The 13,974-nt window shown below is 65.2% G+C and carries 13 protein-coding genes; 3 read left to right on the top strand and 10 right to left on the bottom strand.

What is annotated here, in order from left to right; genetic code table 11:
• Positions 1 to 273: 273 nt before the first annotated feature.
• Together H3H36_RS14680 and H3H36_RS14675 are read right to left on the bottom strand one after the other, a co-directional pair.
• A complete protein-coding gene (locus H3H36_RS14680) occupies positions 274 to 582 on the bottom strand; it encodes a DUF167 domain-containing protein (protein WP_182218829.1) in 309 nt (102 codons plus the stop codon).
• Positions 579 to 1,109: a YggT family protein gene (locus tag H3H36_RS14675; RefSeq protein WP_311196634.1), complete on the bottom strand. Its 531-nt coding sequence runs from the start codon at positions 1,107 to 1,109 to the stop codon at positions 579 to 581. Before H3H36_RS14675 ends, H3H36_RS14680 begins: the two co-directional genes overlap by 4 nt.
• Positions 1,110 to 1,265: 156 nt before the next feature.
• Here H3H36_RS14675 and H3H36_RS14670 point away from each other — a divergent pair, with 156 nt between their 5' ends.
• Genes H3H36_RS14670 through H3H36_RS14660 form a run of 3 tightly spaced genes read left to right on the top strand, consistent with a single transcriptional unit; the run spans position 1,266 to position 3,357 of the window.
• Positions 1,266 to 1,511 (top strand): hypothetical protein, encoded by a 246-nt coding sequence (locus H3H36_RS14670; protein ID WP_182218828.1) that lies wholly within the window; start codon positions 1,266 to 1,268, stop codon positions 1,509 to 1,511.
• Complete coding sequence (locus tag H3H36_RS14665; protein ID WP_182218827.1) at positions 1,496 to 2,788, top strand: hypothetical protein; 1,293 nt, start codon at positions 1,496 to 1,498, stop codon at positions 2,786 to 2,788. The genes H3H36_RS14670 and H3H36_RS14665 overlap by 16 nt, the downstream gene beginning before the upstream one ends.
• A complete protein-coding gene (locus H3H36_RS14660) occupies positions 2,767 to 3,357 on the top strand; it encodes a hypothetical protein (protein WP_182218826.1) in 591 nt (196 codons plus the stop codon). The genes H3H36_RS14665 and H3H36_RS14660 overlap by 22 nt, the downstream gene beginning before the upstream one ends.
• Before the next feature lie 71 nt (positions 3,358 to 3,428).
• On the opposite strand, the gene H3H36_RS14655 is transcribed toward H3H36_RS14660, so the two are convergent.
• The 8 genes from H3H36_RS14655 to H3H36_RS14620 form a co-directional block, all read right to left on the bottom strand.
• On the bottom strand, positions 3,429 to 4,541 hold the full coding sequence (locus tag H3H36_RS14655; protein ID WP_182218825.1) for a ribonucleotide-diphosphate reductase subunit beta: 1,113 nt from the start codon (positions 4,539 to 4,541) through the stop codon (positions 3,429 to 3,431).
• A 78-nt stretch (positions 4,542 to 4,619) separates the two neighbouring features.
• Positions 4,620 to 7,535 (bottom strand): ribonucleoside-diphosphate reductase subunit alpha, encoded by a 2,916-nt coding sequence (locus tag H3H36_RS14650; RefSeq protein WP_182218824.1) that lies wholly within the window; start codon positions 7,533 to 7,535, stop codon positions 4,620 to 4,622.
• Positions 7,536 to 7,805: 270 nt separating this feature from the next.
• Positions 7,806 to 8,453 (bottom strand): 1,6-anhydro-N-acetylmuramyl-L-alanine amidase AmpD, encoded by a 648-nt coding sequence (gene ampD / locus H3H36_RS14645; protein WP_182218823.1) that lies wholly within the window; start codon positions 8,451 to 8,453, stop codon positions 7,806 to 7,808.
• Positions 8,453 to 10,003 (bottom strand): sigma-54-dependent transcriptional regulator, encoded by a 1,551-nt coding sequence (locus tag H3H36_RS14640; protein WP_182218822.1) that lies wholly within the window; start codon positions 10,001 to 10,003, stop codon positions 8,453 to 8,455. Before H3H36_RS14640 ends, ampD begins: the two co-directional genes overlap by 1 nt.
• A 32-nt stretch (positions 10,004 to 10,035) precedes the next feature.
• Positions 10,036 to 11,739: a sensor histidine kinase gene (locus tag H3H36_RS14635; RefSeq protein ID WP_182218821.1), complete on the bottom strand. Its 1,704-nt coding sequence runs from the start codon at positions 11,737 to 11,739 to the stop codon at positions 10,036 to 10,038.
• A gap of 3 nt (positions 11,740 to 11,742) precedes the next feature.
• Positions 11,743 to 12,018, bottom strand: a complete 276-nt coding sequence (locus H3H36_RS14630; protein WP_182218820.1) for a PP0621 family protein — start codon at positions 12,016 to 12,018, stop codon at positions 11,743 to 11,745.
• A complete protein-coding gene (locus tag H3H36_RS14625; RefSeq protein ID WP_182218819.1) occupies positions 12,018 to 12,824 on the bottom strand; it encodes a cytochrome C assembly family protein in 807 nt (268 codons plus the stop codon). The genes H3H36_RS14630 and H3H36_RS14625 overlap by 1 nt, the downstream gene beginning before the upstream one ends.
• Positions 12,825 to 13,167: 343 nt before the next feature.
• Positions 13,168 to 13,965 carry an ABC transporter ATP-binding protein gene (locus H3H36_RS14620; protein ID WP_182218818.1) on the bottom strand — a complete coding sequence of 266 codons (798 nt, stop codon included), beginning with the start codon at positions 13,963 to 13,965 and terminating at the stop codon, positions 13,168 to 13,170.
• Between the last annotated feature and the right edge of the window lie 9 nt (positions 13,966 to 13,974).

The following is a 13,974-nucleotide window of genomic DNA, read 5'->3' as shown; positions in this document are numbered from 1 at the left end:
ATCGATACCGCTATACTTGCTCATACCAGCCTCCCTGTACGTAAGTTCAACTCGACATTGAATGCTTACTGTACCCCCGGCGTATGCCGGAGGGAGGTTGGCTAGATGATTATCAGGTCCGGCATCGCGCCAATTTGGCAGCTTGCCGGACCTGACCCCGCTTCTGTGACCCCGGTTCTGCGCTTCTGCTACTAAGCACAAAGCGCGATAAGAAATGCCCCGGCTGCGGCGACGCAGGCGGGGCATTTTCGTTTCGGGACACGGTAACGGGAACTAGGCCGCCTCCCCCAGCAGCAACGCCGCCACGCCATCGGGCGTGAGCCTGGCCGCGCTGATTTCCAGCAGCTTGCGCTTGTTGGTCTGGCCGTGCGTGAGCGCGATGGCGCTGCGCGGCACGGACAAGGTATCGGACAGGAAGCGGATCAGCGCCTCGTTGGCCTTGCCCTCAATGGGCTGGGCATGCAGCTTGATCTTGAGCGCGTCATCGAGCACGCCCACCACTTCCGTCTTCTTGGCGTTGGCCTGTATCTGCACCGCCAGCCGTACGCCGCCCGGCAACGGTGAACACCAGGTGCGGCTCATCGGCCGGCGAACAGCATGCCCAGCACCAGCTGCGCGATTTGCAGCAGGATAATGGCCACCAGCAGCGACAGGTCCAGGTTGCCCACCAGCGGCACCACGCGGCGGATGGGGCGCAGCAGCGGGTCGTTCAGCGCGCGCACGAACGGCGCCAGCGGCGCGTGCGGGTTGACCCAGCTGAAGATGGCTTCCACCACCAGCAGCGCCATGAAGCCGTACAAGATCCATTCAAGGAAGCGCTGGCAGGCGGCCAGCAGCACGGCCGGCGCACTCCAGCCGGCCAGGAACAGCACCGAGGTGGCCAGCAGCACGATCAGGTAGGCGCCGATCAGGCTGGCCCAGTCGTAGCCGCCCACGCCGGGCACGATGCGGCGCAGCGGGCGCACCAGCCAGTCGGACAGTTGAAAGGTGAATTGCGCCACGGACGATGGTGGGCGAACACGTATCGCTTGCATCCAGAAACGTAACAGCAAGGCGCCGCCCAACAGCGTGGCGGCGGCATCGACGATCAACTTGATAATACTAAGCACGGGTTCCCTCCAAAAAAAAACCGCTGTGTGATTGTCTCACACAGCGGTCGCTTGCCTTAACAGGCATCCACGCTTTTTCTTAGGAAGGGCGGGTGCTGGTTGGGAAAGGCCAGGCGGCAGCTGGTGCCACGACAGTCTTGACGGCCGGTGCGGCCGGTGCGGCTGGCGCTGCAGGAGCGGCGGCTGGCTTGGCGGCGGCCTTGGGCGCGGCAGGCTTCTTCGGTGCGGCCTTCTTGGCGGCTGGCTTGGCTGCTGGCGCGGCGGCGGCCGGTGCGGCTGCCGGTGCAGCCGCTGCTGGCGCGGCGGCTGGTGCTGCGGCTGCAGGTGCTGCTGCGGCGGCTACTGGCTTGGCGGCGGCTTTCTTCGCTGCTGGCTTGGCGGCTGGTTTGGCCGCAGCCTTAGCCGGCTTTTTTGCTGCGGGCTTCGCAGCAGCTTTGGCAGCCGGTTTCGCTTCCGCTTTTACTGCGGGCTTGGTGGCGGCAGCTTTCTTCGCTGCTGGCTTGGCGGCAGCTTTGGCGGCTGGCTTGGCGGCGGCTTTGGCGGCTGGCTTGGCGGCAGCTTTAGCGGCTGGCTTGGCGGCAGCTTTGGCGGCCGGCTTGGCGGCAGCTTTGGCGGCTGGCTTGGCCGCAGCTTTGGCGGCTGGCTTGGCGGCGGCCTTCTTGGCTGCCGGTTTGGCGGCGGCTTTCTTCGCTACCGGCTTGGCCGCGGCTTTGGCTGCTGGCTTGGCGGCTGCTTTGGCGGCTGGCTTGGCTGCCGCTTTCTTGGCGGCGGGTTTAGCGGCAGCTTTCTTCGCTACTGGCTTGGCTGCTGCTTTGGCAGCTGCTTTGGCTTTCACCGCTGGCTTGGCGGCGGCTTTCTTCGCTGCTGGCTTGGCGGCCACTTTGGCCTTGGCTGCTGGCTTGGCGGCTGCTTTGGCTTTCACTGCTGGCTTGGCTGCTGCTTTGGCTGCTGGCTTGGCTGCCGCTTTCTTCACAGCTGGCTTGGCTGCTGGCTTGGCTGCGGCTTTCTTGGCGACTGGTTTGGCTGCTGCGGCTTTTGCAGCTGGCTTGGCGACAGCCTTCTTCACGGCTGGCTTGGCGGCGGCTTTGGCGGCCGGCTTGGCGGCAGCTTTGGCTGCTGGCTTGGCGGCGGCTTTGGCTGCTGGTTTAGCGGCGGCTTTCTTCACAGCGGGTTTAGCGTCGGCTTTGGCGGCCGGCTTGGCAGCGGCTTTGGCTGCTGCCGGCTTCTTGGCCGCAGGAGCAGCCTTGGCGGCGGCTGGTTTCTTTACTTCGGATTTCTTAGCGGCTGTTGCCATTTTTGTTCTCCTTCATCTGGGATGGGAAAGATTCACGCACAAGATTAAAACCCGTCCGGCCCCGGATGGGGACAGGCGAATTATTCATCGGCGCAAACAACGGTTTGCGCTAATGAATTCGGCACCAGCTGAACTGCTGCAACTCCTCACGATTGCAGCGCTTCAGCCATCGACACAGCACGCCGTCCCTTTTGCGGCCGGCGCCTGCGTCCAAATCTTGTTGCGACATCCGCGGTGTGTCGGGCGTATGCTCAGCACCGTTAACCTCCGTCGCAGCCACAACACGGTTTTATTTTTCAAAGAAAAAACCGCCCAACCTGAACTCAATCAGGCAAGGCGGTCGAAAAAAAACGGTGTGGTCTTGTGCATATTCGTGCGAATCTGAATCCCATTTTTTCGATCTGCGGCGGCATCGTCGCGGCATCGCGCGGCTTCTTTTTCCACGCTTTCGCTAGCACGCCTTTTCAATCTCGTAAAGTACACGAAAACCTTGTCGGTGCGCAACAGGCGCGCAAGGATTTCGCCAGCTTTTTTAACAGGATAGGCGCCGCGATTCGCGCGCGCTTGCCAATTCGCAGTGGCCGCGCATCACGTCCATGCACGCGCGGCCCACTCTGGCGGTCACGAAGTCTTGCGCGCGGGCGCGTCACACAACTTGCCGACTTCAAACTAACCCTTATGCCAATTGGGTTTCTGCGTTTTCGACTGCACCGGTTCCAACTCACGGCGCGCGCTGTGGCGCTTCAACTGCGCGCGAAGCTTTTGCTCCACACTGTTTTTAAATTCGTCGCGATTATGAGACACAGTGCGCGGCTTGGCAAGGACAATGCGGCAGCGGTGCGCGCGAGCGCGCGTGTGGACGATCACGCGACCGGCTTGCCGCGCATCGAATTCGTATCGACGCATGCCATCGCAGGCGCGCTTTCGCAGCACCGGAAAATGTCGCGCACATGAAAAAAGGCCAGACGAAAATTCGTCTGGCCTCGTCGTTCATCCTCGCCGCGCGCGGCGGTGTAGGTCGGGAATCAATCCCAGTTCAGCGCGCCGCCGGTCTGGTATTCGGTGACGCGGGTTTCGAAGAAGTTGCGCTCCTTCTTCAGGTCGATCATCTCGCTCATCCATGGGAAGGGATTCTCTTCCTGGTCGAACAGCTGCTCGAGGCCGATCTGCTGCGCGCGGCGGTTGGCGATGAAGCGCAGGTAGCCCTTGAACATGGGCGCGTTCAGGCCCAGCACGCCGCGCGGCATGGTGTCTTCGGCGTAGGCGTATTCCAGCTCCACGGCTTTCAGGAACAGGTTCTTGATCTCTTCCTTGAAAGCCGGGGTCCACAGCAGCGGGTTTTCCATCTTGATGGTGTTGATCAGGTCGATGCCGAAGTTGCAGTGCATGGACTCGTCACGCAGGATGTACTGGTACTGCTCGGCGGCGCCCATCATCTTGTTCTGGCGGCCCAGCGCCAGGATCTGGGTGAAGCCGACGTAGAAGAACAAGCCTTCCATCAGGCAGGCGAACACGATCAGCGACTTGAGCAGGGTCTGGTCGCTTTCCACGGTGCCGGTGGTGAAGGTGGGATCGGTCAGGTTGTTGATGAACGGGATCAGGAATTCATCCTTGTCGCGGATCGACTTGATCTCGTTGTAGGCGTTGAAGATCTCGCCCTCGTCCAGGCCCAGCGACTCGACGATGTACTGGTAGGCGTGGGTGTGGATGGCTTCCTCGAACGCCTGGCGCAGCAGGTACTGGCGGCACTCGGGGGCCGTGATGTGGCGGTAGGTGCCCAGCACGATGTTGTTGGCGGCCAGCGAGTCGGCCGTCACGAAAAAGCCCAGGTTGCGCTTGACCAGGCGGCGCTCGTCTTCCGTCAGACCGTTGGGGTTCTTCCACAGCTCGATGTCGCGCTGCATATTCACTTCCTGCGGCATCCAGTGGTTGGCGCAGCCGGCCAGGTACTTGTCCCAGGCCCATTTGTATTTGAACGGAACCAGCTGGTTGACGTCCGTTTTGCCGTTGATGATGCGTTTATCGTCGGCGTTCACGCGCAGCGCCACTTGCTCGGCGCTCGCTTCGCCGTTCAGCACGGCTTGGTTGACTGCTTGCGGTACCGCCGGAGCGGCTTCTTCGTCCCAGGACAGCGACATGGTGTGTTCCTTCTGAATTCGGTCTAAACAGAACCGCCCGGCGGGCCGGGACGGTTCACTCTTCATATTAGTACAGGCTTATTGGCAGGCTTCGCATTCCTCGAAACCGGGATCGCCCGGACGCAGGTAGCAGGCCGCGCCTTCGGCCACCGGCGCGGCCGCAGCCGCTGGCGCCGCCGCTGCCAGGGCACTGGCCGACATGCCGCCGTCCACGGCCACCGCGTTCAGGGCACCGGTCTTGGAGGTCGACTTCTCCATGTGGGTGGCGGCGATGGTGCGCAGGTAGTAGGTGGTCTTCAGGCCGCGCAGCCAGGCCAGCTTGTAGGTCTCGTCGAGCTTCTTGCCCGAGGCGCCGGCCATGTAGATGTTCAGCGACTGGGCCTGGTCGATCCACTTCTGGCGGCGCGATGCCGCTTCCACCAGCCAGCTTGGCGACACTTCGAACGCGGTTGCATAAATGTCACGCAGGTCTTGCGGGATGCGGTCGATCTTGGTCAGCGAGCCGTCGAAGTATTTCAGGTCGGCGATCATCACCTCGTCCCACAGGTCGCGTGCCTTCAGGTCGCGCACCAGGTAGGAATTGATCTCGGTGAACTCGCCCGACAGGTTGGACTTCACGTACAGGTTCTGGAAGGTCGGTTCGATGCAGGCCGACACGCCGATGATGTTGGAAATCGTGGCCGTGGGGGCGATCGCCACGCAGTTCGAGTTACGCATGCCGAACTGCTTGATGCGTGCGCGCACCGGCGCCCAGTCCATCGAGGACGAGCTGTCCACTTCCAGGTAGCCGCCGCGTTCCTCGGCCAGCAGCTTGACGGAATCCTGGGGCAGGATGCCGCGGTCCCACAGCGAGCCCTTGTACGAGGCGTAGTGGCCGCGTTCCTCGGCCAGCTCGGTCGAGGCCAGGTAGGCGTAGTAGCACACCGCTTCCATCGAGGTGTCGGCGAACTGCACCGCTTCCATCGACGAGTAAGGCACGCGCATCATGTGCAGGCAGTCCTGGAAGCCCATCACGCCCAGGCCCACCGGACGGTGGCGCATGTTGGCGTTGCGGGCCTTGTCGACGGCGTAGTAGTTGATATCGATCACGTTATCGAGCATGCGCATGGCCGTGCGGATGGTCTTTTGCAGCTTGACGTGATCGAGCTTGCCCTCTTTCATGTGGGCCGGCATGTTGACCGAACCGAGGTTGCAGACGGCGATTTCGTCCGGGCCGGTGTTCAGGGTGATCTCCGTGCACAGGTTGGAGCTGTGCACCACGCCCACGTGCGACTGCGGCGAACGGATGTTGCATGGGTCCTTGAAGGTGATCCATGGGTGGCCCGTTTCGAACAGCATGGACAGCATCTTGCGCCACAGGTCCAGCGCCGCCACTTTCTTGCAGACGCGGATTTCGCCGGCGGCCGCCTTGGCTTCATAGCCCAGGTAGGCCGTTTCGAAGGCCTTGCCCACCTTGTCGTGCAGGTCGGGGCAGTCGGACGGCGAGAACAGGGTCCAGTCGCCCTTTTCCATCACGCGCTTCATGAACAGGTCGGGAATCCAGTTGGCCGTGTTCATGTCGTGGGTGCGGCGGCGGTCGTCGCCGGTGTTCTTGCGCAGGTCGAGGAATTCCTCGATGTCCATGTGCCAGGTTTCCAGGTAGGCGCACACGGCGCCCTTGCGCTTGCCGCCCTGGTTCACGGCCACGGCCGTGTCGTTGACCACTTTCAGGAACGGCACCACGCCCTGCGATTTGCCGTTGGTGCCCTTGATGTGGGCGCCCAGCGCGCGCACCGGGGTCCAGTCGTTACCGAGGCCGCCGGCGAACTTGGCCAGCAGCGCGTTTTCCTTGATGGCGTCGTAGATGCCTTCCAGGTCGTCCGACACGGTGGTCAGGTAGCACGACGACAGCTGCGAGCGCAGCGTGCCCGAGTTGAACAGGGTCGGCGTGGAGCTCATGAAGTCGAACGACGACAGCAGGTGGTAGAACTCGATGGCGCGCGCTTCGCGGTCCTGCTCGTTCAGGGCCAGGCCCATGGCCACGCGCATGTAGAACGCCTGCGGCATTTCGATGCGCACGTCGCGCACGTGCAGGAAGTAGCGGTCATACAGGGTTTGCAGGCCGATGTAGCCGAACTGCAGGTCGCGGTCGGCCACCAGGGCCTTGGCCAGGCGGGCCAGGTCGAATTCGCCCAGTTTCGGGTCCAGCAGCTCGGCGGCGATGCCCTTGGCCACGTACTGGGGGAAGTAGTTCACATAAGCGGCGGCGGCGCCGGCTTGCGCCACTTCCTGGCCGAACACTTCCTTGCGGATGGTGTGCAGCAGGATGCGGGCCGTCACCTGCGAGTAGGCAGGGTCCTTTTCCATCAGCGCGCGGGCAGCCAGGATGGCGGACTTGTGCAGCTCCTCGACGGGCACGCCGTCATACAGGTTCTTGACGGTTTCGGCCAGGATGGCGTCCGCGTCCACGTGTTTTTCCAGGCCGATGCAGGCCGCGTTGATCAGCCCAGCCACCTGGTCCATGTCCAGCGGGCGGCGCGCGCCGTTTTCCGTCACGTGGATCTGCGGTGCGGCCACCTTGGCGGCGCCGGCCGCCTCCTTCTGCAGGCGGCGCTCTTCCATGTGCTTGGCGCGGTACAGCACGTAGGCGCGGGCCACGTCATGTTCGCCCGAACGCATCAACGACAGCTCCACCTGGTCCTGCACATCCTCGATGTGGAAGGTGCCGCCCGACGGCTGGCGGCGCACCAGCGCGGCCACCACGGCGGCCGTCAGCTGTTCCACCAGGTCGCGGATGCGGGCCGAGGCGGCGCCCTGGCCGCCATTGACGGCCAGGAAGGCCTTGGTCATGGCGATGGCGATCTTGGACGGCTCGAACGCGACCACGGCGCCGTTACGGCGGATGATGCGGTAGTCGCCCAACGCTGCCGCTGCCGTGGCCTGGCCACCAACGATACCCGCGGTCGCTGCTGGCATCAGCGCAGGTTGGATGGAAGTGTCTTGAGTAGATTGCATTTAAGCTCCCCGATAACAGCGTGCAGTCGTGGCTGCGCGGCGTGTGTTTGTATTAAAAAAAAGCCAAAATGAAGCGGCCAGCCCGGTACTGCGGCTGGTGTTACAGCGACAAAAAGGGTGAATAAGGGTTCCTGATGCTGGTGGACCGAGGCCGATACCGCTTGGAACCTGGGACTTGAGATACCACTACATTTAGTGAATCGGCTTATTCGATACACTGATTGTAGTGGTCAGCATGGGGCAAGACAAGTGGAAATTTTTTATTTCAGATCAATTTTTCGGTTGACTTTCAGGAACGCCTACAGGGAAGCGCAGTTGCCGGTAAGCAGGTACTAACCGCGCCTGCCCGGCTGCCTTTTCCTTCAGCAGACGTGCCCAGGTTTCGATGTACGTTTGCCAACTAAACAACGGTCCGGGGTCCGTCTTGCGGCCTGGCGCGATGTGTTCATGGCCCTGCACATCGGTCAGGGGATAGCGTTCCTGCAGGGCCAGCGTCAGCGCCGCCAGCGCCGCGTACTGGGCCGGCTCGAACGGCTCCGTGTCCGTGCCCTCGAGCTCAATCCCGATCGAAAAATCATTGCAGGCCGCGCGGCCCTGGAACGCCGACTGGCCCGCGTGCCAGGCCCGCGCATCGCAGGAGACGTACTGGATCACGCGGCCGTCGCGCCGCACCAGGAAGTGGCTCGACACGCGCAAGCCGCGCAAGGCCGCGAACGCGGGATCGGCATTATAGTCCAAGCGGCCGGTAAACAAGTCGGACACGTGGGGCGTGCCGAACTGGCCGGCCGGCAGGCTGATGTTGTGCACCACCAGCAGCGTGACGGCCGTGCCGTCCGGGCGCGCGTCCGCGTGGGGCGAGTCGTAGCGCTGCGCGCCGGCGCACCAGCCCTGCGCATCCAGCGCGAAACCTGGCGGCATCACGCCTCCGGCTCCTGGATATTCAACTTTTGCATCTGGTAGCGCAGCTGGCGGAAGCTGATGCCCAGCAGCTGGGCCGCCTGGGTGCGGTTGTACTGGGTCTGGGCCAGCGCCCGCTGGATGATGTCGCGCTCGATCTGGTTCAGGTATTCGGGCAGGTTGGCCGGCAGTGCGTCGAGGTGGGGCAAGGCCATGGTGGCGCCCCCCGATGCCACCGCCACGGCCGCGCCGGGTGCGGCGCCCACGGCGGGCGCTGGCACAGGCGCGGGTGGCGTGGCCGCGCCGCCATCCGGCAGGGACTGGGCACCATCGAGCCCGAACGCGGCCGCCTCGGTGGCCGCCAGTTGCTGCGCGAAGCCGGGCGCCGGCGACGGCAACGGCACCACGGCCTCCACCATCTTCGCGCCCTTCAGGGCCAGGTCGCCCACTTCGATCACGCCATCGTCGGCGAAGGCCAGGGCCCGCTCCAGGATGTTTTCCAGCTCGCGCACGTTGCCGGGGAAGCTGTAGCCGCGCAGCGCCTCCAGCACGCCCGGCCCCAGCACCACCTTGTGTTCAAAAGTGCCCAGCCGTTCCAGGATGGCGTCCGTCAGCGGCCCCAGGTCGTCGAGCCGTTCGCGCAGCGGCGGCAGACACAGCTCGATCACGTTGAGCCGGTAGAACAAGTCCTGGCGGAAGCTGCCCTGCTCCACGCACTGGGCCAGGTTCTTGTGGGTGGCGCTGATGATGCGCACGTCCACCGGCTCCTCGGTGGTGGCGCCGATCTTGCGCACGCGCCGCTCCTGGATGGCGCGCAGCAGTTTGACCTGCATGGCCAGCGGCAGGTCGGCCACCTCGTCGAGCATCAGGGTGCCGCCGTTGGCGGCCTGGAAGAAGCCATCGCGCTCGTCGGCCGCGCCCGTGAACGCGCCCTTGCGGTAGCCGAAGAACTCGGCCTCCATCAGCGCCTCGGGAATGGCGCCGCAGTTGACGGCCACGAACGGCTTGCCGGCGCGCGAACTCTGGGCGTGGATCTCGCGCGCGGCCAGTTCCTTGCCGCTGCCCGACTCACCCGTGATGGCGATCGGCGCCATCGAGCGGGCCAGCCGGGCGATCTGGGCCCGCAGCGCCTGGATCACGGCCGAGGTGCCCTTCAGGCGGCTGGCCGGCTGGCCGGCGCTGGCCGCCTGGCCGGCCGCGGGCACGTTGAGCCGCAGGGCCGACTGCACCATGATGCGCAACTGGTCCAGCGCCACCGGCTTGGACACGTAATCGAAGGCGCCGGCCTTGAGCGCCACCACGGCATTGTCGGCGCTGCCAAAGGCCGTGACGACGGCGATCGGCGTATTCTTGTAGGCGGCGCACACTTCGCGCACCAGTTCCAGCCCCAGCCCGTCGGGCAGGCGCATGTCGGTCAGCACCAGCGCGAATTCCGTGCGCGCGAGGTGGGCGCGCGCCTCGGCCAGCGTGGCGGCGCTGTCCACGTCGAGCCCCATCTTGATCAGGGTGATTTCCAGCAGTTCGCGCAGATCGGCTTCATCGTCAACGACCAGCACACGGGGAACACTCATCAGGGACTGCCTTTCTGTTGTAGCGCAATGGCTTACCCGGCCGCTGGCGCGGCGGCCGGCCGGGCAAAGGTGATCACGAACCGCCCGCTGGAACGGGGCGTGCCGTCCGGGCCGGGCGCCGGCTCGAAGCGGTATTCATAGTCGAGCATGGCTTCGTTATTCAAACACAATTCGCGCGCCAGATACAGTCCCAGCCCCGTGCCCTTGCTGGAGGTGGTGTAGAACGGCTCGAACAAATGGGCCCGCACTTCGGCCGAGATGCCGGGGCCGTCATCCTGCACGTGCAGCTCCAGGCGGCGCGCGCGGCCCGTCACCAGCGTCAGGCGGATGCTGGCCGGGGCGCCGCTGGCGTAGCGCACGGCGTTGTTGAGCAGGTTGAGCACCACTTCGCGCAGGTGCAGGCTGTCGAAGCGTACCAGCGTGCCGGGCGTGGCCGTCAGCGCCAGCACGTCGCCGGGCAGGCCGTGGGTTTCGTCGAACTCCGTCTTGAGCTCGGCCAGGAACTGGTCCAGCGCCAGCGGTTCGCCATGGGGCTGTACCTTGCGCGACAGTTGAAGGATGTCCTCCACCATGCGGTTGACCCGGCTCACGTTGTCGCCCACGATCTTGAGCAGGCGCAGGTGGACGGCGCTGTCGAGGTCCTCGGCCAACAGGGCGGTGGCGTGGCCGATGGCCGACAGCGGGTTGCGCACCTCGTGCGCGATGCTGGCCGTGAGCCGGCCCATGGACGCCAGCTTAAGTTGCTGGGCCTGGTTCTCGATGCCGGTCACGTCCTGCAGGAAGATCACGCTGCGCTCCGTGCCCAGGCCGTCCGTGTCCACGGCCGCGAAGCGGGCCTGCAAGTGGGCGGCCAGGTCGGGCCGGCCGCTGCCGGCCGCCGGCAGGCCGTCCAGCGCCGGTTCGGCGCCGGGCTTGATGGTGACATAGGCCGTGCCCTGGGCGGGATCGGCCAGCCAGTCGTCATAGGCTTGCGCCAGCGGCCGCAGGGCCGCCACGTCGCCCAGGCGAAAGCGTAAGTCGGGCCCGGCCAGCCCCAGCATCTGCTGGGCGGCCGGATTGCCGGCGAACACCTGGCCTTGCGGATCGACCACCAGGATGCCGTCACCCACGTTGGCCATCACGAGCCGGTTCACGGCTTGCTGCACGCCGATCTCGATGCCGCGTTCGATGGCCAGTTCCTCCTGGCCGATCAGCCGGGCCGCCATGCGGTTGACCACCCACACGGTGGCGAAGAAGGCGGCGCCGTACAGGCCGGCCTGCAGCACCACCATGTCGCCTTCCATCAGCAGCATGCGCCAGCCGCTCTCGCCCAGCAGGAACAGCGTGACCAGCGAGGTGCAGAACAGCGCCAGCAGCAGCGGCGCCAGGATGGCCGTGCCGGCCAGCGGGAACAGGTAGAGGATGGCCAGGCCGCTGCGCACGCCGCCGGCGGCGATGTAGAGCAGCGAGATGATGGCCAGGTCGCAGGCGATCTGCGACATCAGTTGCAGCAGGAAGCGGCGCCGCACGTACAGCGTCATCAGCGCGAAGGCCAGCGCCAGCACCAGGTAACCCAGGCACACTTCGCCATAGAAGAACTGGCCGGCGGCGCGCAGGCCGCGGCTGTCCACGCTCAGGTAGGCCAGCAGCACCAGCGCGATCACCACGCGCGTGCCGTTCAGCGTCTGCAGCGAGCGCCAGAAGGTGGCGCGGGTCGCGCGCGATTCGGGCGCCAGCGCTGGCAGGGAGGCAGTCACTACTCAGGCGGCCGGCAGGCTGGCGTGGGCGGCGCAGCAGTAATCGCGGCCGCCGGCCTGCACCGTTTCCGAGGCGGGGTAATAGATGCCGCAATGGGCGCAGCACAGCATGGTTTCCACTTCCGCGTTGGCGCGACCGCGGGCGGCCGGCCGGGCGGCGGGGCGCTCGGGCTGGCGCGGATCGCGCGGGCGCTGGCCGCCCTGCAACTCGCGCAGCTTGGTGCGGATGGCGTACAGCACCAGGAACGCCAGCGCCAGCCAGAACAAAAGACGACTCATCAAACAAATCCCCGATGTAAAACGACTTCAAACACGAAACGGCTGCCGACGTAGGCCAGCAGCAAGGTGGCGAATCCGGCCAGCGTGAAGGTCAGCGCCGTCTTGCCGCGCCAGCCACGGAAACGGCGGCCGGCCAGCAGCGCGGCAAACAGCAGCCAGGACATGAGCGTGAAGACGGACTTGTGGTCCCACTTCAGGGCCTGGCCAAACAGTTGTTCGGAAAATACGATGCCCGACAACACGGTCAGGCTCAGCAGGACAAAGCCGAAGCCTATCATGCGAAACAGCAGCTTTTCCATCGTCAGCAGGGCCGGCAACTGGTCCAGCGCGCTGGCCAGGAAACCGCCGCCGGCCGTGGTGCGCGTGTGCAGGCGCGACTCCTGCAGCGCCATCAGCACGGCGTGGAAGGCGGCGATGGTGAGCGTGCTGTAGGCCAGCGTGGCGATGGCGATGTGCCAGCCGAACATGACGGACTTGCCTTCGAGCGCGACCAGATTGCCGGGAAACAGCGCCTCCAGCGCCACGGCCACGGCCGCGCTGGGCATGACCATGCGCCGCAAGCCGTCCAGGCTGTAGTTGCGGTTTTCCAGCCAGTAGGCCGCCACCGACACCCACAGCGCGGCCGACAGCATGGCGGCGAAACCGATGCGCAGCGAACCGGGCGCCGTCACTTCGAACCACAGGGTCACGCCATGCAGCAGCCAGGCGGTGCCGGTCAGGATGGCGATCAACGGCCCCTGCCGCGACGGCAGCAAGGCGCACACGAGATACAGCACGGCGGCTGAGATGAGGAAGTAAGTCTGCATAGCGGTCAGTTTACACCATGGCGGGCGGAATTCGGGCCGAGGGTGGTCTCGGCTTCAGGCGCCTGAATCGGGGACGGACCCATATTATGGGGCGCTGACTGCGGCCACGCCAACTGATGAAGGGTCCGTCCCCTTGTTTGCAGCCGGCGGCTCAGGGGAAGCCCCCTTGGTCAGACAGCTTGGCCGCAGTCGGCGGTACACCATGCGGGGCCGTCCCCTCGTTTGCAGCCGGCGGCTCAGGGGAAGGACCCTTGGTCAGACAGCATGGCCGCAGTCGGCGGCACACAATGCGGGTCCGTCCCCGGTGCGCAGCCGCGCCATCTACCTGGCCGGCAAACGCGGCTCAATCCACCGCCGCCACGCGGATTTCGTCGTTGTGGTGGCGCTGCTGCTCCTCCATCACCAGCTGGCCCAGTTCGCGCTTGAGGGCGTTGAATTCGGGCGCGGCCGGGTCGCGCAATCGCGGCAAGTCCACCAGCAGGTCGCGCTTGACGGTGCCCGGCCGGTAAGTCATGACGATGATGCGGTCGGCCAGGTAAATCGCCTCCTCGATGCTGTGGGTGACGAACAATATCGTCTTTTTCAGCTCGGACCAGATGCGCAGCAATTCGTCCTGCAGGTTGCGCCGCGTGAGCGCGTCGAGCGCGCCGAACGGCTCGTCCATGAGCATGATGGGCGAATCGAGCGCCAGCACGCGCGCGATGGCCACCCGCTGGCGCATGCCGCCCGACAGATCCCTGGGATAACGATGCCGGAATTCGCTCAGCGACAGCATGGCCAGCAGCCGGTCCACCGTGGCCGCGATCTGGGCCTTGGGCTGGCCCTTGATCTCCAGGCCGAAGGCGATGTTGTCGGCCACCGTCATCCACGGGAACAGCGCGTATTCCTGGAATACCATACCGCGCGCCGGTCCCGGCCCCGTGACGGGCTGGCCGTCGGCCAGAATGCTGCCGGCGCTGGGCAGGGCGAAACCGGCCACGGCGTTGAGCAGCGTCGACTTGCCGCAACCGGACGGCCCCAGCAGGCAGACGAACTGGCCGCGCGGGATTTCCAGGTTGATGTCGCGCAGCGCCACCACTTCCCGCCCCGCCCCGGGAAAGACCTTGTCGACGTGGCTGATGACGATATGGGGGACGTTCATGTCGCTCAT

This window comes from Rugamonas fusca (genome assembly GCF_014042365.1).
GTDB classification, from domain to species: domain Bacteria; phylum Pseudomonadota; class Gammaproteobacteria; order Burkholderiales; family Burkholderiaceae_D; genus Rugamonas; species Rugamonas fusca.
This window is presented reverse-complemented; position numbering and strand designations above follow the sequence as displayed.